This window comes from Pandoraea iniqua (assembly GCF_902459685.1).
Taxonomy (GTDB): domain Bacteria; phylum Pseudomonadota; class Gammaproteobacteria; order Burkholderiales; family Burkholderiaceae; genus Pandoraea; species Pandoraea iniqua.
This window is the reverse complement of sequence record NZ_CABPSF010000002.1, coordinates 1,215,308-1,233,815: the sequence shown is the minus strand read 5'-3', so window position 1 is coordinate 1,233,815 and position 18,508 is coordinate 1,215,308. Positions and strand designations below refer to the sequence as shown.

Annotated in this window: 18 protein-coding genes and 2 tRNA genes; 16 read left to right on the top strand and 4 right to left on the bottom strand. The window is 63.8% G+C overall.

Annotated elements, in window-relative coordinates; genetic code table 11:
* The 3 genes from PIN31009_RS11305 (at position 1) to PIN31009_RS11295 (ending at position 654) form a co-directional block, all read left to right on the top strand.
* Positions 1 to 76: transfer RNA gene (locus tag PIN31009_RS11305), tRNA-Lys, on the top strand.
* A gap of 65 nt (positions 77 to 141) precedes the next feature.
* Positions 142 to 217: transfer RNA gene (locus PIN31009_RS11300), tRNA-Lys, on the top strand.
* Positions 218 to 465: 248 nt separating this feature from the next.
* Positions 466 to 654: a glycine zipper 2TM domain-containing protein gene (locus PIN31009_RS11295; RefSeq protein WP_058379190.1), complete on the top strand. Its 189-nt coding sequence runs from the start codon at positions 466 to 468 to the stop codon at positions 652 to 654.
* Between the two features lie 44 nt (positions 655 to 698).
* Here the strand turns inward: PIN31009_RS11295 and PIN31009_RS11290 are convergent, their stop codons facing one another.
* Together PIN31009_RS11290 and PIN31009_RS11285 are read right to left on the bottom strand one after the other, a co-directional pair.
* Positions 699 to 2,048, bottom strand: coding sequence for a HipA domain-containing protein (locus tag PIN31009_RS11290; RefSeq protein WP_150790226.1), 1,350 nt, complete (start codon positions 2,046 to 2,048; stop codon positions 699 to 701).
* Positions 2,049 to 2,193: 145 nt separating this feature from the next.
* Positions 2,194 to 2,550 carry a hypothetical protein gene (locus tag PIN31009_RS11285; protein WP_150790225.1) on the bottom strand — a complete coding sequence of 119 codons (357 nt, stop codon included), beginning with the start codon at positions 2,548 to 2,550 and terminating at the stop codon, positions 2,194 to 2,196.
* A 373-nt stretch (positions 2,551 to 2,923) separates the two neighbouring features.
* On the opposite strand from PIN31009_RS11285, the gene PIN31009_RS11280 reads away from it, so the two are divergent.
* The 4 genes from PIN31009_RS11280 to fusA all read left to right on the top strand — a co-directional run bounded on the left by PIN31009_RS11280 (position 2,924) and on the right by fusA (position 8,527).
* Positions 2,924 to 3,193 carry a MoaD/ThiS family protein gene (locus PIN31009_RS11280; RefSeq protein ID WP_150684207.1) on the top strand — a complete coding sequence of 90 codons (270 nt, stop codon included), beginning with the start codon at positions 2,924 to 2,926 and terminating at the stop codon, positions 3,191 to 3,193.
* A 33-nt stretch (positions 3,194 to 3,226) separates the two neighbouring features.
* The gene (locus PIN31009_RS11275; RefSeq protein WP_150790224.1) at positions 3,227 to 4,330 is read left to right on the top strand and encodes a sialidase family protein; all 1,104 of its coding nucleotides are present in this window, start codon (positions 3,227 to 3,229) and stop codon (positions 4,328 to 4,330) included.
* A 285-nt stretch (positions 4,331 to 4,615) separates the two neighbouring features.
* A complete protein-coding gene (locus tag PIN31009_RS11270) occupies positions 4,616 to 6,265 on the top strand; it encodes a methyl-accepting chemotaxis protein (RefSeq protein WP_150684205.1) in 1,650 nt (549 codons plus the stop codon).
* A gap of 162 nt (positions 6,266 to 6,427) precedes the next feature.
* A complete protein-coding gene (fusA, locus tag PIN31009_RS11265; RefSeq protein ID WP_150684204.1) occupies positions 6,428 to 8,527 on the top strand; it encodes an elongation factor G in 2,100 nt (699 codons plus the stop codon).
* 89 nt (positions 8,528 to 8,616) lie between these two features.
* Here fusA and PIN31009_RS11260 read toward each other — a convergent pair whose 3' ends face one another.
* A complete protein-coding gene (locus tag PIN31009_RS11260) occupies positions 8,617 to 9,729 on the bottom strand; it encodes a hypothetical protein (RefSeq protein ID WP_150790223.1) in 1,113 nt (370 codons plus the stop codon).
* A gap of 371 nt (positions 9,730 to 10,100) precedes the next feature.
* Between PIN31009_RS11260 and pdxY the strand changes: the two genes are divergently transcribed.
* Positions 10,101 to 10,958 (top strand): pyridoxal kinase PdxY, encoded by an 858-nt coding sequence (pdxY, locus tag PIN31009_RS11255; RefSeq protein ID WP_150684202.1) that lies wholly within the window; start codon positions 10,101 to 10,103, stop codon positions 10,956 to 10,958.
* Between the two features lie 58 nt (positions 10,959 to 11,016).
* Here pdxY and fghA read toward each other — a convergent pair whose 3' ends face one another.
* On the bottom strand, positions 11,017 to 11,871 hold the full coding sequence (gene fghA, locus PIN31009_RS11250; protein ID WP_150684201.1) for an S-formylglutathione hydrolase: 855 nt from the start codon (positions 11,869 to 11,871) through the stop codon (positions 11,017 to 11,019).
* Positions 11,872 to 12,150: 279 nt separating this feature from the next.
* Between fghA and PIN31009_RS11245 the strand changes: the two genes are divergently transcribed.
* The 8 genes from PIN31009_RS11245 to PIN31009_RS11210 all read left to right on the top strand — a co-directional run bounded on the left by PIN31009_RS11245 (position 12,151) and on the right by PIN31009_RS11210 (position 18,477).
* A complete protein-coding gene (locus PIN31009_RS11245; protein ID WP_150790222.1) occupies positions 12,151 to 13,038 on the top strand; it encodes a winged helix-turn-helix domain-containing protein in 888 nt (295 codons plus the stop codon).
* An 87-nt stretch (positions 13,039 to 13,125) separates the two neighbouring features.
* Positions 13,126 to 14,697 (top strand): glycoside hydrolase family 18 protein, encoded by a 1,572-nt coding sequence (locus PIN31009_RS11240; protein WP_150790221.1) that lies wholly within the window; start codon positions 13,126 to 13,128, stop codon positions 14,695 to 14,697.
* 2 nt (positions 14,698 to 14,699) lie between these two features.
* On the top strand, positions 14,700 to 14,909 hold the full coding sequence (locus PIN31009_RS11235) for a hypothetical protein (protein ID WP_150790220.1): 210 nt from the start codon (positions 14,700 to 14,702) through the stop codon (positions 14,907 to 14,909).
* A 480-nt stretch (positions 14,910 to 15,389) separates the two neighbouring features.
* On the top strand, positions 15,390 to 15,596 hold the full coding sequence (locus PIN31009_RS11230) for a hypothetical protein (protein ID WP_150684198.1): 207 nt from the start codon (positions 15,390 to 15,392) through the stop codon (positions 15,594 to 15,596).
* Positions 15,597 to 15,712: 116 nt separating this feature from the next.
* Entirely contained in the window at positions 15,713 to 15,901 is a 189-nt protein-coding gene (locus tag PIN31009_RS11225; protein ID WP_058379202.1) for a hypothetical protein, read from the top strand.
* 442 nt (positions 15,902 to 16,343) lie between these two features.
* Positions 16,344 to 16,637 carry a hypothetical protein gene (locus tag PIN31009_RS11220; protein ID WP_150684197.1) on the top strand — a complete coding sequence of 98 codons (294 nt, stop codon included), beginning with the start codon at positions 16,344 to 16,346 and terminating at the stop codon, positions 16,635 to 16,637.
* 164 nt (positions 16,638 to 16,801) lie between these two features.
* Positions 16,802 to 17,527, top strand: coding sequence for a GntR family transcriptional regulator (locus PIN31009_RS11215; protein ID WP_150684196.1), 726 nt, complete (start codon positions 16,802 to 16,804; stop codon positions 17,525 to 17,527).
* 2 nt (positions 17,528 to 17,529) lie between these two features.
* The gene (locus PIN31009_RS11210; RefSeq protein ID WP_150790219.1) at positions 17,530 to 18,477 is read left to right on the top strand and encodes an AEC family transporter; all 948 of its coding nucleotides are present in this window, start codon (positions 17,530 to 17,532) and stop codon (positions 18,475 to 18,477) included.
* The last annotated feature ends 31 nt before the right edge of the window (positions 18,478 to 18,508 follow it).

The following is an 18,508-nucleotide window of genomic DNA, read 5'->3' as shown; positions in this document are numbered from 1 at the left end:
GGGGCGTTAGCTCAGTTGGTAGAGCAGCGGACTCTTAATCCGTAGGTCGAGTGTTCGAGTCACTCACGCCCCACCAAGCAATACCGAAAACGGCGCCGAGAAAGGCTGTTACTTGCAGTCTTTTTTGTTCCCGGTAACACCGGGGCGTTAGCTCAGTTGGTAGAGCAGCGGACTCTTAATCCGTAGGTCGAGTGTTCGAGTCACTCACGCCCCACCAGATACCCTTCAAGGGCCGCACACTGTGCGGCCCTTGTTGTTTCTGCGGCGTCATTTCCGCTTGTCTCGCCCCTCCCCAGCCCGGCCTCGCCGCCGCCCCGCCTGTCGTCCTATTCCTACAGCCGATTCAGTTTCAGCCGATAGTGCACGCGCGATGCGGCAACTAAGCTGAACACATACCGCCGCGCGCTACATCGCTACGCGTGTAATACGTGAAACGCGGCTGACACTCGCTACAGGAGACACATCATGAAGACGGCGAAGTCGATTCTGGTTCTGGCCACCGCGCTCATCATGGGCGCGTCCATCGTCGGTTGCACACTCGGCGGCGCCGCAGCCGGCGGGGTGATCGGCCACGAAGCCACCGGCGGCAGCACCGCAGGCACCATCGGCGGCGCCGTGGTCGGCGGTGTGATCGGTCACGAGTTGGGTAAGTAACCGGTTAAATGCCGCTGGTAACACTCGACACCAGCAGCTCGACATCAGCGGCTAGGCATCAGCGGCGCCACAAAATCCCGCGCTGCGCTCAGGTTTGCAACAGCAAGCTCCCTGAAGGCACGCGGGATCGGCAAATGGGAAGTGTCGCGTATGACACTTCCCCAAAAGACTTCTGCGGCCCGCATCGCCCGCTCCCAAACATGGGGTCTTGCGCCGATCGTGCCGATTTTCGGCGTGATCGGCACAAGTTCGGGATCCACTCCGCCGCCCAGAGAGGCGTAGCGCATGGGCAAGATGTCATAGGCAGGTGCCGCGCGCTCGATCCGGCCGCGCCCATCCAGTAGCACCGAAATATTCTCGAAATGCCGGTCACCGTTCCCAATGAGTTCGCTGAATGCGGCCATGACGTGAATCTTCAACGCCTCGCCTTGCGAAAGGTACTTCGCCTGCTCGCATCGCACGGCAAATTCGGACCACGTATCGCGCTTGCCAAAGTATTCGTCGTCGATGGCCCCTGCCGATAACATGCCAATCCGGCCGTAGCGCCCCACGCGATCAAAGCGCTGCACCTCGAGAAAAATGTAGGTCTCCGAAATCATGACGTTCGTGTGCGCCGCCGGCACATCCGCTACGCTTAACGCGTTCAGCGCAAGATGCTCCAGACAGAGCAGGTCAGCCATGCGGCTGCCGCGCTTAGCAAACTTCACGATGACGTGCCCTGAGTCTTCCGCAAGGCAAAGAAACTTCGGTTGCTCACCACCCGCGCTTGACCCAAAGGACGCATCCTTGAGTTGATTCGCCAGCGCATCGTATTCACTCAACTTCTCCGCCGACGCTACCGGCGACAGTTGTCGAAACGCCATCTCCTTTTGCAGCGACGCATCCCCGTAAATCAAATTGCCGGGCAGGTTCAGCCCCCGAGTGAAGAGATATGCGATGCGCTGCTCGTCGCTCCAGTCGCGAAGACTCTCTGGAAATTGCATTTCCAAAGCGGCGTCGCGTGCCACTTGGCGCCCGAGAAATCCAGAGGGTGACACGAACGCCATATGGGGCGGCAGGCCAACGTAAAGCGTATTCCGCAGGTCGGAAAGCTCAACGGTACCCCCACCCCCAAGAAACTCGACCTGCGCAGCCGGTTCGAGCGCACCGTCCACCGACACCCGATACACGGTTTGACGCGGATTCAACCCACCGGGCAACTGCCGCAACAGTCCGTATCTGGGTACCCGATCCCCCGAAATACGAAAGCTCGTGAATACTTCAGATGCATCTCGAATCGTTCGGGAAAGCGTGGGTTGGCTGATCGACAGTGCGGCGGTAATTTCCTGTGCGGTCCTTGGCTCACGGCTCAGGAGGCGACGAAGTGCTTCGATTCGGAGGGATGATTCGGTCATGAAGCACCTCGGTTTAGCGCTGAATTGAATAGTTCATGAATAATTCACGACTAATTCAAGACTAGCATGAACCTGCCGCTTGCCAAAATTTCGCTGGCAAAGGGGAAGGTTCGATCCCCCAATCAGGCGCAGCAGCCGGAATACGTTAGCGGCATGCCCCGCCCTGCGGCTCCCCGCCCACGATGTACAACGGCCCGTTGGACGCGTACGCGTACATCACCAGCGCATCGCCCGCCAGCGCCTCCACCGCGGCGCGGGCCGCCTCCACGCTATCGAAACGCTTAGCCTGCGACGTGCATACGGCGTAGTGCCTGCCGCCGCCCGGCAAGCGGCCGTCCTGCCGTCCGACAAATGCCGCCTGCCGCCCAAGCCACACGAAGTGGCCTTCGCATTTCGCCAGCACCGGCGGCCGCTTGACCGTCGAATCCTCCGTCTGCGACGGCTCGCCTGCCCGGTGCAAACGTAATTGCCGCCGAATCGCCGCGTCCGACCAACGACCCATCCCGATATCTCGTGCTTTGCTCTTCGCCATCACTCACTCCCCCGGTATTTGCCTGCGGCACCTCGCTCGCGGGCACTCCGATAATGGTGAACAATAAAGCGGTGAATGGGGTTGGGGAGTGTCCGATATACGATGCCGCGCCCCGGGATCACGCTTCACACGCTCCGAAACTCACGGGTCGTTAACCAAAGGATGCGCCAGTGATGTGCCACCGACGCATCGCGCAGAACGACGGATCGACGCCGCGATCGAGGTCGCGCCGTGCTCAGCAAGCCCCACACGGGCGTTATTCCCCGTCAGCTACAACGCAGCCATCGCGCAACAGCGTCGCAACACGCACTACGGGGCCACGCACCGTTGTCTACACTGAGACATGGCAACCGTCACGTTTGCACCCGCAATCCAACGTCACGTCGCCGTCGACGAACAGCAAGTCGACGGCGCCAACGTGCAATCCGCGCTCGCTACATGCATGACGCGGGCCCCCGGCTTGCGTGGCTATCTCTTCAACGATCAGGGCCGTTTGCGCGCGCATGTCGCGGTCTTTGTCGATGGTCATCTGATCAAGGACCGCAGTCACCTGAGCGATGCCCTCAACGCAGAGAGCCGTGTGTACGTGGCGCAAGCCCTGTCAGGCGGATGAGCCAAACGCAGACTGCCGAGGAGGAGGACGATCGTGGAAAACGACACCAGACCCGCACTGCGGGTCGCCACCCGCAAGGGTTTGTTCACGTGGCATCGTGAGGCATCAGACTGGAAGTTAGCTTCCAGCACCCCCGAGTTTCCCGGCGAACCCGTGAGCGCGGTACTGCACGATGCGCGTGACGGCACCGACTACTCGGCGCTCAATCTCGGCCACTTCGGCGTGAAGCTCTGGCGCAAAGCGGCAGGCGCCGGTGAATGGTCCGAACTGGCACCGCCCGCGTTCCCGCAGGCCGATGACGCCCCCACCGACCCGCCGGCCCCCAGCGTCGAACTGCTCTGGACGCTCGAAGCCGCAGGCCCCGACGCGCCCGGCGTGCTCTGGGCCGGCACAATCCCGGGCGGCCTGTTCCGCTCACCCGATCGCGGCGAGCACTGGCAGTTGGTGCAAAGCCTGTGGGATCGCCCGGAGCGGGCTGAATGGATGGGCGGCGGCTACGATCACCCCGGGCTGCACTCCATCTGCATCGATCCGCACGACAGCCGCCACGTCATCGTGGCGATCTCGACGGGCGGGGTCTGGCGCACGCGTGACGATGGCCAGACGTGGTCGCTCGCCGCCACCGGCATGGAGGCCGATTACATGCCGCCGGAGCGCCGTCTCGATCCGAACGCCCAAGACGTGCACCGTCTGGTGCAATGCCGCGCCGCCCCGAATGCGTTATGGGCTCAACATCACAACGGCATTTTCCGCAGCCTCGATTTCGGCACCCAATGGCGCCGCATTCATGCACTGCCGTCGAGCTTCGGCTTTGCCGCAGCGGTCGACCCGCATGACCCCGACACGGCGTGGTTCGTGCCCGCGCAGCGCGACGCCTGCCGAATTCCCGTCGATGCCCGCCTCGTCGTCACCCGCACCCGCGACGGCGGCGAAACGTTCACCGCCCTCGCCCACGGGTTGCCCGAAACACCGTCGTACGACCTGATCTACCGGCACGGCCTCGATGTCGACGCCACCGGGCGCACGCTCGCCATGGGTTCGACCACCGGCGCGCTGTGGATCAGCGAAGACGCAGGCGAGCGCTGGCACTGCATAAGCACACATCTGCCGCCCATTTACGCCGTCAGGTTTGTATAGGATTCATGTCGGCGTTTACCCCGTTCGCTTGTCAGACACCTTCAGAGAGTCGTATTTCAAGTCGTATACGAAGGTAGACGGACTGGCTTCCCTCGAATCCCCCCGTCACGCGTCGCCGGACATGTCACACGTGTCGAACCCGGCGCGTGAGCCAACGCCACGTCGTGCCTCATCCCTTGCTTCGACGCGTGCTGCGGCAGCCCGGCGACCACTCCTCGCAACGTCGAAGACGTCACGTCACCCGTGACGCTGCGACATCACATCCCTAAAACGGAGTCATTCCCTATGCGAATCGCCGACCTTAAAATCCGGACCCGGCTGGCCATCGGCTTCGGCACCCTGCTGGTGCTGTTGCTCGCCATGCTCACCATCGCGTTGGTACGTTTCGTGGCGATCGAACGCGCCAACGAGATGCTGCTGACCAGTGCCTGGTCCAAGGCCGATGCGGCCCACACCATCGACGCCATGGTGCGCGGCAACGGACGCCGTCTGCTCGAAGTGTTCACCACGAACGACGCGGCACTGCGCAAAACCTACAACGAGCGCATCGACGTGAACCTCGCGCGTATCGCTCAGGCCCAGCAAGTGCTGGACAAATACGTCACGTCCGACGACGGCCGCGCGCTGTTGACCAGCATTCGTCAGCATAACGAGGCATTCCAGAAGGCCCGCAGCGCGGTGAACGCCCAACTCGCTGCCGACCAGCGCGACGCGGCCCTCGGCGTGGTGGAACGCGAGGCCCTGCCCGCGCTCGATGCCATGCAGGCCGAAGCCGTAGATCTGGTCAAACTCCAGCAGAAGATCGTCGACGAGACCGGTGCAGCCACCAGCGCCGACATTGTCTTCGCCAAGTGGCTGCTCGCCGCCATCGGGGCGGCCGCAGCCATCGTAGGGATTGGGGCGGCATGGTCGGTCACGCGCAGCGTCACGCGCCCGATCGCGCGCGCCGTGCAGATTGCCGAGCGGGTGGCGCAAGGCGACCTGACGAGCCGCATCGAGGTCACGAGCCGCGATGAGACCGGCCAACTGATGGCGGCCCTCAAACACATGAATGAAAGCCTTGATCAGATTGTGCGTCGCGTGCGCACCGGCACGGCGGCGATTGCCTCGGCATCCGGCGAATTGCTCGCCGGCAATACCGATCTTTCGGCGCGCACCGAAGAGCAAGCGGCATCGCTCGAAGAGACCGCCTCGTCGATGGAACAGTTGACGGCCACCGTCAAACAAAATGCCGACAACGCGCGACAGGCCAGCCAGCTGGCCGCGAATGCGTCGGAAATTGCGGGTGAAGGCGGTCGCGTGGTGGAGCGTGCCGTCTCGTCGATGCAGGAAATCGCGGCCAGCTCGACGAAGATCAACGACATCATCGGTGTGATCGACGGCATCGCCTTCCAGACGAATATTCTGGCGCTCAACGCCGCCGTCGAAGCGGCCCGCGCGGGCGAACAAGGCCGGGGCTTCGCGGTCGTGGCCGGCGAAGTGCGCACGCTGGCACAACGCAGCGCTGCCGCCGCCAAGGAGATCAAGGGGCTAATCGAGACGTCGGTCGGCAAGGTCGAAGACGGCTCATCGCAAGTGCGCGACGCCGGCCGCACCATGACCGACATCGTGCAGGCGGTGCAGCGCGTGACCGACATCATGGGCGAGATTTCTGCGGCATCGGCCGAGCAATCGGGCGGCATCGAGCAGGTCAATACGGCCGTGATGCAGATGGATCAGGTCACACAACAGAATGCCGCCCTCGTCGAAGAAGCCACCGCTGCCGCCGGCTCGCTCGAAGATCAGGCGCGCAACCTGCGCGAAGCCGTCGCCGTGTTCCAACTGCCCGGCGGGCAGGCCCTGAACCCGATGCATGACGGCGACGACCTGGCCCCCGCGGCGAACACCCCGCGCGGTGCCGTGCTCGCCTTCTCGCGCGAGCGCCACATCGCCTGATGTAGCAGGCCGGCGCAGGCGGTTTGCCCGCCTGCGCCAGTGGCTCGCAAAGCCCCGTGGCTGCTGGCCTTCGGGGCGAATTGCCTGCCAGCGCGGTAACGCGACATTGGAGTATGATGGCTGCTCCTATGTTTTTCCCACGCTTGGCAAAAGAGGTGCATCGTGCCCCGAGAAACTCCCATCGAGCGCTATCGCAATATTGGCATTAGCGCTCACATCGACGCTGGCAAGACAACGACGACCGAGCGGATCCTGTTCTACACGGGCGTCAATCACAAGCTCGGCGAAGTTCACGAAGGCGCAGCCACGATGGACTGGATGGAGCAGGAACAGGAGCGTGGCATCACGATTACGTCGGCGGCCACCACCTGTTTCTGGGCCGGCATGGCCGGCAACTATCCGCGCCACCGCATCAACATCATCGACACCCCCGGACACGTCGACTTCACCATTGAAGTCGAGCGTTCCATGCGCGTGCTCGATGGCGCCTGCATGGTCTACGACTCGGTCGGCGGCGTGCAGCCGCAGTCGGAAACGGTCTGGCGTCAGGCCAACAAGTACAAGGTGCCGCGCATCGCGTTCGTCAACAAGATGGACCGCGTCGGTGCCGACTTCTTCCGTGTGTACAAACAGATTCACGAGCGTCTGCGCGGCAACGCCGTGCCGATTCAGATTCCGATCGGCGCCGAAGACAACTTCCAAGGCGTGGTCGATCTGGTGAAGATGAAGGGCATCGTCTGGGACGAAGCGTCCAAAGGCGTGAAGTTCGACTACATCGACATTCCCGACAACCTGAAAGAAAGCGCGCAGGAATGGCACGACAAGTTGATCGAGGCAGCGGCCGAGGCCGACGAGGCGCTGCTCGAAAAGTACCTCGGCGGCGAAACCCTCACGGAAGCCGAGATCAAGGCCGGCCTGCGCAAGCGCACGGTCGCCGGCGAGATCGTGCCCATGCTGTGCGGCACGGCCTTCAAGAACAAGGGCGTGCAGGCTATGCTCGACGCCGTGATCGACTATCTGCCCTCGCCGGTCGACGTGCCGGCCATTGCCGGTCACGATGAAGACGACAAGATCATCGAGCGTCACCCGGCCGATGACGAGAAGTTCTCGGCGCTCGCGTTCAAGATCATGACCGACCCGTTCGTGGGCCAGTTGATCTTCTTCCGCGTGTACTCGGGGGTGATCGAGTCGGGCGCGACAGTCTACAACCCGACCAAGAGCAAGAAGGAACGCATGGGGCGCATTCTTCAGATGCACGCCAACCAGCGTATCGAGTTGAAGGAAGTGCGCGCGGGCGATATCGCGGCGGCCGTCGGCCTGAAGGAAGCGACGACCGGCGATACGCTGTGCGATCCGGACGCGATCATCATCCTCGAGAAGATGGAGTTCCCGGAGCCGGTGATTTCGCAAGCGGTCGAGCCGAAGACCAAGGTCGATCAGGAGAAGATGGGGCTGGCGCTCAATCGTCTCGCGCAGGAAGACCCGTCGTTCCGTGTGCAGACCGACGAAGAGTCCGGCCAGACCATCATCTCGGGCATGGGCGAGTTGCACCTTGAAATTCTGGTCGATCGCATGCGCCGCGAGTTCGGCGTGGAAGCCACCGTCGGCAAGCCGCAGGTGGCCTATCGCGAAACCGTCCGCAAGAAAATCGAGGACGTACAGGGCAAGTTCGTCAAGCAGTCGGGCGGACGCGGTCAGTACGGCGACGTGGTCATCACGCTCGAACCGGACAAGGAAAAGCTGTACGAATTCGTCGATGCCATCAAGGGCGGCGTGGTGCCGCGCGAGTACATCCCGGCGGTGGATAAGGGCATTCGCGAAACGCTGCCGAACGGTGTGGTCGCCGGGTATCCGGTGGTCAACGTGAAGGTCACGCTCACGTTCGGTTCGTACCACGACGTGGACTCGAACGAAAACGCGTTCCGCATGGCCGGTTCGATGGCGTTCAAGGAAGCGATGCGCCGCGCTGAGCCGGTGCTGCTCGAACCGATGATGGCGGTGGAAGTCGAGACGCCCGAAGAGTTCATGGGCAACGTGATGGGCGATCTGTCGAGCCGTCGCGGCATGTTGCAGGGCATGGACGATATCGCGGGCGGCGGCGGCAAGCTGGTACGTGCCGAAGTGCCGCTCTCGGAAATGTTCGGCTACTCGACGTCGCTGCGCTCGCTCACGCAAGGCCGCGCGACGTACACGATGGAGTTCAAGCAATACGCGGAAGCCCCGAAGAACGTGGCCGAAGCGATCATTTCGTCGAAGAAGTAAGCTCGCCCCTCACGGGAGCCAGCCACGCCCGCTGCCGGGTCGTCATGAGAAGTGACGGCGATCCGGCGGCGGGCGTTTTCGTTTTACGTCTACCCCGAGCGCGCCAGCACGCCCAGCGCGAGATCCATGATGACGTCTTGCCGGTCATCGGCGGAGGCCACCGCCGCCAGTTGCTTATCGAACGCGAAGTAGTAGTCCATCAACGCCGCGTACTCGGGACGCGCATTGCCGCCGATCTCGATGCCATCCTCGTTGGCCTTCATCATGTCGACCATCGTGCGGATGCCCGGCACCCAGTCATACAGCACATGGGTGACAAGGTGCGGGCCGCACAATTCGCTCAACGTACGCGCAAGCCACGCCTCCGGGGCCTGTGTGGGCGCGCACAGCCACTCGCGATAGTGCGGCGGCGCCTGTGCGCCGGTCATCTCCTGCCACTTGTGCCACATGTTGTCGTTGATCGCCTCAATGACCGGATTACCCGGCAGCGACGCCATGATTCCCACATGCAGCGGGCTGTACTGATACGCATGGGGCGGCACGATGAAACCACTCACCGCCACATCGGCCAATGCCAATGTCTCGGGCAGGGTCGGCGGGCCGAATCGGAACTTGTCACGCGGGTCGAACAGGATGCCACCGAATGCTTGCAGCACCCGGTAGCGCACGGCGTCGTGCGGCGCGCTCCAGTATTTCGCTGCCGTCAACTCGCGGAACATGGCAAACGACGGCGATGCCGCGAAGGCGCGAAAGAACGGTTCTTCGGCGAGAACTTTGACCGTGACGTTCGGCAAGCCATCGAGCTGCTGGTGCAACGCGGGCGACTGCACGCGCGACTTCATGACATGGAGTTGCACGGCAAACGCCGGGGACGCTTTCTCGAAACTGCGGGCTAAGCGCGCGAGATTGGCGAACACCACCACCGGCATCCGGCCACCGAGCCAGACGGTATGCGCCACGCGAGGCAGCGGCGTGCGCACCGTCACGGGTGGCAACGGCATGGCGTGCGCCGCAAAGCGATACCCCATGCGCTTGAGCCGGTATCGCTGCTGAACGGCGCTCATCACGGGGTCGGTGCCCGGCGTCGGTGCTGCGCGCTTGAACCACTTGTCGACCACCCCCTCGTTGGCGAAGTACTGTCGCGTGCCGTCGGGATGTCTGGCGTACCAGAGGTCATAGGCCAGATCTCTGCGTACCGGCACTTCGCCGCCCTCAAAGCGGATGGCGAAGGCGCCCCTCTCGGGCTTCAGCGCGGCCTCGGTGCCTTCGAGTTCGTCGGCAAAGCGCCGGGCGATGACACTGCGCCTGAGCGCCGGGGCGTCTGTTGTCTCAGTGGGAGGGGTGGAAACCGACGCGCGAGGTAGAGCGGATGACGTGGACGAAAGCATAAGCCGGGATGTGCAAGCGTGAACGGAACGAACACCCTAACGGGCTGCGGCGCGCCTGCTTTTGTCGGCCACCCGCCGCCGTTGGCATTGCGCCCCGGCAAGACGCGGTGCTACGCTGATCGTCTGTCGCTTTTGGCATGACGCGCTTTGCGTTACCTACGGCTCTGCCGCCCCGCCCCGTCACTATGAAAAACATTCTCAGCATCCAGTCGCATGTCGTCTTCGGGCATGCCGGTAACAGCGCCGCCGAGTTTCCGATGCGTCGTCTCGGCGTGAATGTCTGGCCGATCAACACGGTGCAATTCTCGAATCACACGCAATACGGCAAGTGGACCGGGCAGGCGCTGCCGAGCGAAGAAATCCTGCGGCTGGTCGACGGCATCGCCGATATCGGCGAACTGGCCAATTGCGATGCGGTGCTGTCCGGTTATCTCGGCGCGCCCGAGCAGGCCGGCTTCGTGGTCGAGGCCGTCAAGCGTGTGAAGCAAGCGAACCCGGCCGCCATCTATTTGTGCGACCCGGTCATGGGGCATCCGGAGAAAGGGTGTCAGGTCAAACCGGGTATCGAACAGTATCTGGTCGAGCACATGCCGGACGTGGCCGACATCATGACGCCCAATCATCTCGAGCTGGAGAAGCTGTCACAGCATCCGATCGATACGTTCGACGATGCGCTCGCCGCCTGCCGCGCGTTGCTCGCGCGGGGGCCGAAGATGGTGCTGGTCAAACATCTGGAATATGCGGGCAAGCCCGCCGACCGCTTCGACATGCTCGTGGTGACGGCCGACGAGGCTTGGCATGGCTCGCGCCCGCTCTACCCGTTCTCGCGTCACCCGGTGGGTGTGGGCGATCTGACCTCGGGCATCTTTCTCGCGCGTCTGCTCAAGGGCGATTCGGTGCGGGCCGCGTTCGAACACACGCTGGCCGCCGTCGACGCCGTGCTGTCGGTCACGCATCTGGCCGGACGCTACGAGCTCGAAATCGTTCGCGCACAGGACGAGATCGTGAACCCGCCGCGCCGTTACGAAGCGCGGGCGGTGTAAGGCCGCCACGACGCACCGAGCGCACCGAGGGCGTCACGGCAGCGACGACATCGAGGCATCAGTACGCGCGCAAGTGCTCGGCGTGGTGCGTCAGGTGGTCGGCCATGAAGGTCTGGATGAAGTAGTAACCGTGGTCGTAGCCGTTGTGCCGGCGCAGGTTCAGCGGCTGGCCGGCCTCACGGCAGGCTCGCTCGAAGATGTCCGGATGCAGTTGGGCTTCGAGAAACTGATCGTTCAACCCTTGATCGATCAGAATGCCGCCCGGGAACACCGCTTTCCCGGCCTTCGCCACCAGTTCGCTCGCATCGTACTGACGCCACGTTTCCCGGTCGCTGCCCAAATACCCGGTGAAGGCTTTCTCGCCCCACGGGCAGTGCATCGGTGCGGCGATCGGTGCGAATGCCGACACCGAGTGAAATTTGTCAGGGTTGCGCAATGCGATCGTCAGCGCCCCGTGACCGCCCATCGAGTGGCCGAAGATACCGACACGGCTGGCATCGATCGGCAGCGTCTGCGTCACCAGCGAATACAACTCGTCGACGATATAGCTGTACATGCGGTAATTCGTCGACCACGGCGCTTGCGTCGCGTCGAGATAGAAACCCGCGCCAACGCCAAAGTCCCACGCATCCGTCTCGCCCGGCACGCCTGCGCCGCGCGGACTGGTATCCGGCGTAATCAGCGCCACGCCGTGTTCGGCCGCCAGCCACTGCGCGCCGCCCTTGATCATGAATGTCTCTTCGGTACACGTCAGACCGGCCAGATAGAACAGCGCCGGCACGGCGCGGCCATCGCGCGCCTGCGGCGGAATGAACACCGAAAAGCGCATCGGCAGACCGATGGCCGTCGAGGTATGGCGGTAAAAGCGCTGCGCGCCGCCGAAACAACGGTGTTCGGCAATGAGTTCGAGCATGACGAGATCCGGGAGTCTTCAAATAGTCTGAAAAGCCTGCAACGTCTTGGATGCAGCGTCGCCGTATAAGGCGAGACGAGTATCTTACCGCGCGGCGTCGGCGCGTGACGGTATGTCGATGCTGTGGCGATGGCGTGTCGATGGGGTGGATGGGATGCTGAACATCGCCAAGGCACGCAAGACACGTGGCCCGCGCACCTATGCCGCGCTTGCGGCCTTGTGACAGGCGATGGCGCGTCGCTACGGTGAGCCTCCCTTTCTCGTCACAAGGAGCGCTCCATGCCGATGTCATCGTTCGAGCTCGACGACGTCACCAATCTCGTGCAACGTCAGGGCATTGCCGCCCGGCTCTCCGAACAGGAAAAACGGCTGCTGGTGCTGCTGGCCACCCACGCGGGCACTTCGCTCGACAAGCGCGTGCTCATGGAAGCGCTGTGGGGGCGCCGCGCACAGTGGATGGAGGACGCCGCGATCGTGCAACTGATCTCGCGCCTGCGCCGCTCGCTGGCCCCGCTCGGCCTGCAACGCGCCATCGTGACCGTGGCACGTGTCGGCTACCGATTCGACCCGCCGGTGGGCAATACGCAAGCTTCGCGAAACACCCGAACCTCACCCGCTGCACCAACCACACCAGCCACGCCCAACTTGAGTGCTTCGCCGTCGCACGATGCACTGCTACAACACTGCGTCGCGCGTGAAGGGCACGGCGAGGTGTCGCGCCACGGCATCGTCGTCCAGATTCCGCAGATCGAGTACCGCCTGTTGCGCGCCCTGCTCTCGCCGCCCCACATCGTGCATGACAAACGTACGTTGATTACGCAGCTATGGCCTGACCGTCCGGATCAGGACGACACCAATCTCATGCAAGTGGTCTCACGCCTGCGCCGCAAGCTCATCCCCCTAGGTCTGCATCGCCATATCGTGACCGTGCCGCGCATGGGCTATCGCTTCGCGCCCAGCGCGGCTGCGCCAGTGACGTCGATCGACCAATCCGGCGACGCGAGGGCTTCCGACGCCGGTCATCGGCAGGCGCTGCACCGGCGCATTCATCGGTGCATTTATCGGTGCATTTATCGGTGCCTTCATCAATGCATTACTTCGTGCCTTCGCCGCGTAAAGCGCTCGCTCGTGTGGCTGACACGGCATTTGCGCTGGCACGGGCGGTAAGCGTGCCCGAGTCTGAATACGCCGAAACCGGCGCGGCAAGCGCCGCCCGGCGGCGGCCACTGTCCTTTCATTCTCTGGAGCCACACCATGTCCGACACGAATCGCAAGCCCCTTGCCCCGATGACCGCCGCCGGTACGGCGTCGTCCGGCGCCCTCGTCTATCCGGCGGACCCGTCGGGCGGCGCCACCGAAACCACCTATGCGCAAAACGGCTTCGACCCCGGCACCAGCACGACGCAACTGTCGTATACCTCGGCCCGCGTCGCCCGCCCCGTCTACAACCGCTACGCCAAGAGCCCGTTGCAGGTATCGGGCTACTACACCGACTGGTCGCAATACGATGGCCGCCTCGACGGCGACTTCAGCAACGACGCCGCAGGACGCGGTGTCGACCTGATGCGGCTCGACCCGTTCGCCTACGACCGGCTGATCATCGGCTTCGCCGGCATCATCGGCGATCAGGGCGAAAAGGCGCAGACGATCGCCCGCGCCGCGACGGACTTCCAGCGCAACGCCGATCAGGCCACCTTCGTCGACAGTTGGGGCGACGTGCTCTCGTACCGCAATTGCGGCTTCGACGGCTGGGTGAGCAACGACGTGATGCCGATGTTCCAACAATCGCGCGCGCAGGGCGTGCTGGGCGGTCTGCGCCTGTTGCATGCCAAAAACCCGGCACTCAAACTGGCCATCGCCATCGGCGGATGGACGATGAGTCAGGCATTTCACGGCGTGGCCGCCAGCGCGACGCGTCGCAAGACGTTTTGTGCGAGCGTGGTCGACTTGCTCAAGCGGTTTCCGATGTTCAGCGAGATCAACCTCGACTGGGAATATCCGGGCTCGCCCGCCGACGACGGCAATACCTACGACGACACCGACGGCCCGAACTACGCCGCCCTCGTCGGCGACCTCAAAAAGGCGTTGGCGGCGGCAGGCCGCAAGGACGTGGAAATCTCGATCGCGGCCTCGGCCAACGTCGCCGATATGGCGAAAGCCAATCTGCCGGGGCTCGTTGCGGCCGGCGTCACGCGCGTCAATCTGATGACCTATGACTTCTTCGGCACGCCATGGGCGCCCGCGCTCGCGCATCACACCAACCTGCACGACACGGACCCGAGTGCCACGGGGGCGTTCTCCATCGACCGTGCCGTGAACTGGTTGCGTCAGGCCAAGGTGCCGCTGGCAATGGTGCATATCGGCTACGCGGGGTACAGCCGCAATGCCTGTCAGGCGCAGATCGGCAGCGTGGCGCCGCTCTCGGGTACGTACACACCGGGCGGCGACATCACCACCGGGACCTTCGAATCGGGTACGACCGAGCATTTCGACATGCTGTTCAACTATCTCGATCTCGAAAACGGCGGCGCGCGCAACGGCTTCTCGCTGTACACCGATACGGTGGCGAACGCCGACTTCCTGTTCAACGCGTCGAGTGGCCTGTTTCTGTCGCTCGACACGCCACGCACGGTGAAGGCCAAGGGCGATTATGTGCGTCGCAACGGGCTGGGCGGCCTGTTCACGTGGACCATCGATCAGGACAACGGCGTGCTGGTCAACGCGGCCCATGAGGGCTTGGGGCAAAAGGCGGTGCTCTCCACCATCGATATGCAGCCGTTCTATTTCAGCGGCAAGACGGCAATCGACGACGAAACCGGGGGCTGACCATGGGTTTTCTCATTGCACGGCTGCTCGAACCGTCGACATGGGCGGGCCTGACCGGACTGGCCGTCTCGCTCGGCACGTCGCCCGACGTGATGCACGAGATCGCTCAGGCGGGTGCGGCGTTGGCCTCGCTCGCCGCCGTGGCACTGCCGGAGCGCGCCCGGCGCGGTGCCCCGCTGGGGTCTCACGATGACGCGTCACGGCAGCCCTGAGTCGCTTCACTCACCTGCGCTCCCCTGCGCTCACCCGTGTTTGGGCGCAGATTCGGGCCGGCAGCCCCTTGTTTTTCGGGGCTGCCGGCCCGTGACGCTAAAAAGTTGTCACGATTTCTAAACTTTTGGCGACACGCGTCGCTATACGCTAAAGGGCTCAGTGTTCGCCGGTGTTCGTTGTTCTGCCGCTGCAACGAACGATTAGAGCGATAAGTGCTTTCTTATCCGGCAGGAATGTTGTCATAATCGGCCGCTAAGATGCGCCTCGCATCGCGAATTGCAGGACAAGCACCGAGCCCCCGGCCAGAAAAGCAGTCAAGACCGTCAGTGGCAACAGAAGCCGTCTCGCCGTAAGCCGTGCCAGATCCAGAGATCGCAAGAAGATCGCAAGTGCGTGAGCGGCCCATGCCGCGCGCCATAGACGATCCGAGCGATCGATAACACCGACCAGATGCAATTCATGTTTCACCCGGGGGCCTTATGAAGCTGATCCTGCTGGCGCTTGCCGCCTCGCTATTTACGCTCGTGATGATGGTTCAGGCGCGCAGCGAGCCCGGCGACGCACCGATTTCCGCCGTGCATTCGCGCCCGGTCGGCATCAACGTCAACGAACGTGCCCCCACCCGCAAAGACATGGCGCTCTGGAGCGCCCGCCGCAAGATGCACGCGGTGCGTCAGGACGACTGAGCGGTACCTTCGCAAAAGCCAGTCTCGTCGCAGCAACATGCTGCGACGCACCAAATTTGGGCATCCTTGCCAGCCGTCCTATAGTGGAATGGCTTTCAGGCGAGGAGACAAGAACGATGCCCGTATTCCACTTCAATCTTTACGACCTGACGCTGTTCCTGCCCATGGCGGTTGCCGGTGCCCTGCTTGTCGGCGGCATCCCGGTCACCACCCGAGCGACGCGCTACAGCCTGCGCGCCGTGGGTGCCGTGGTCGGCGCCCTCGTCGGGCTGCTTGTCGTGCAGGCGCTACCGGTACTCGTGTAGACCGATACGGTCTGACGCCTGACAGGGATCGGCGGGCGCTATTGCCGACTGCGTGACGACAGCGTGACGGCAGCGCGCGACGCTGCCGGGAGACGTGTCACCGCCTTCGAATCGGATAGTCATCCGGCAGTGATGACCGCAGCGGTCATCGCTTTGTCATTCCCGGCAACTACGCTGTGTCTGGCAACTCCGGTTGCGCTGTCACCCCTCTCTGTTGCGCCGCCGACCCGCTCGGCGGCATTTTTTTTGCCGCCTTTTTGCCGCGCATTCTTGACGCTTGTCCAGCGGTGCAAATACCGGCAGCTCGCCCGGCGCTTTGCCCCGACAGGGACACACACATCGCCTACAATCACCGGAAGCACAACGTTGTGTGCGTGCTTCTGCGTGGACGATCGGCAACGCTTGCCGAATGTCGCGCACGGGCTCCGAAGGAGGCTCTCGCATGTCTGACGCGTTCTCCCACGCCTTTGCCGTCGTCATCAATCAGTACCGTTCGCCGCGCCAGTACACCGTCTCGGTGGAACGGGCGAGCGAGATGATCGCGAAGAATATCGGGCTGTTTTCCGATGGCTTCGCCGGCGAAGCCCATCTGATCGTCGGCCTGTTCGAGCGCGAGGCCGACGCCTGGGCCCTCGCCCGCCGCCTGCAACGCACCCGCACAACCGTGCAGGCACTGCTGCAAACGCCATCGCACGCGACCTCCGTCGCCCCGCCCGAGCTCGATCAGAGCAAGTAATCCGCGCCTTCCCACGCTACTGGCATCCGCGCGGTTCCGAGGTCGACTTTCCGAATTTTTGAACACCCCACGATTCCCGTCACTCAAGATCCGTTCATCGGCGTAGAATTCGGAATTCCAGATATCACGAGAGCGTCGACGCCAAGTCGGCCCCGCCCTTCCTCATGTCCAACACGCCGCCCCTCACGGACGCGCAGGGCGCCCTCGCCCCGCTGGCGAGCAGCCCCGTCCTGATCGATCAGGTGTATTCGCGCCTGCGCGATGCCATCGCCGATCTCACGCTGCCGCCCGGTGAGCGTATCCGTCAGGCGGAACTGGCCGATTCGCTGGGGGTGTCGCGCCAGCCCGTGAGTCATGCGTTGCAACTGCTCAAACGCGACGGACTGGTTTGCGACAGCGGGCGCCAGGGGTTGGAGGTCGCGCCCATCGACGCAGCCCATTTGCGTCAGCTTTATCAGGTGCGCACGGCACTGGACGGTCTGGCGGCCCGGCTGGCGGCCGGGCGCATGGCCGAAGGCACGTTAGGCGAGGACGAATTGCGCCGGTTGCGCGATGCGGTGGACGCCGGCATGGCCCTGACACACGGCGCGCCGGTCGCCCGGCAAGTGCGTGTTGAGGTGGCATTTCACACGGCGCTGCACGACGCCTCGGGCAACCCGTTGATCGCACAGACGGTCGCACCGCAATGGCCGCACATCATGCGCGCGATGGCGGCGACGCTCGGTGCCCTGCCGAAGCAGGAAGTCGTCTGGCACGAGCACGGAGAAATCGTCGCGCGTATCGCCGCCGGCGACCCGGCCGGTGCCGAGGCGGCCGCCCGCGAACACACCGAAGCCGACGGCGGCAACGCCCGGCGCGAGTGGCTGATCCGTCTCGCGGCGGAGCACTGATCATGCAAGCCGTCATCTCCGCAGCACTGCCCGTCTTCGGGTTGATTTTCGTGGGCTTTCTCTGCGCCCGCCGCGCGTGGCTGGGGCCGTCGGCACTCGACGCCCTGAATCGCTTCGTCGTCTATCTGGCGTTGCCCGCCGTGCTGTTCCAGTCGATGGCGCAGATCACATGGGCGGAGTTGATCAATCCGGGCTTTCTGGGCGCCTTCGGTGGCGGCATGGCGGCGACGTTCGCGTTGTCGTTCCTGCTCGATCGCACGGTCCGGGGCCGTTTGACCGACGCCAGTATCGAAGGCATGGGCGCCGCCTATCCGAACGCCGGGTTCATGGGCCTGCCGCTGTGTCTGGTCGCATTCGGCCCGGCCAGCGTGCCCGCGGTCGTGGTCGCCATGCTGCTGACCGCGACCGTGCTGTTTGCCATCTCGATTGCCATTATCGAAACCGATCTGCAAACCACGCCGTCGTGGCGCCGCACGAGCGCCTTCGTCGCTCGCGCGCTGATTCGGAATCCGCTGGTGGTGTCGCCGTTTGCCGGCATGGCGTTTGCCGCGGCGGGTATCGCCCTGCCCGCGCCGGTGCTTCACTTCACGACGCTGCTCGGCGGAGCCGCGAGCCCCTGTGCGTTGGTGGCCATCGGCATGTTCCTCGCCCAGAATTCGGGCGCCGCGCGCGAGCCCCGCACGGCACGCGCCGTCGGACGTCTGGTCGGACTCAAGCTGATCTTTCAGCCGGCCATTACGGCGTTTCTGGCGTTCCGGGTGTTCGATCTGCCGGCCATCTGGGCGCACAGTGCCCTGCTGCTCTCGGCGCTGCCGATCGGCACCGGGCCGTTCATGCTGGCGCAACTCTACGGACGCGAAGCCGCCGTCGCATCGCGCGCCATTCTGATCTCGACGGTGTTGTCGGTCGTCACGGTGTCGCTGCTGATCGGCTGGTTCAGCGTGCGCTGAGCGTCGATTGCGTCAATCGCATCGATCCGTC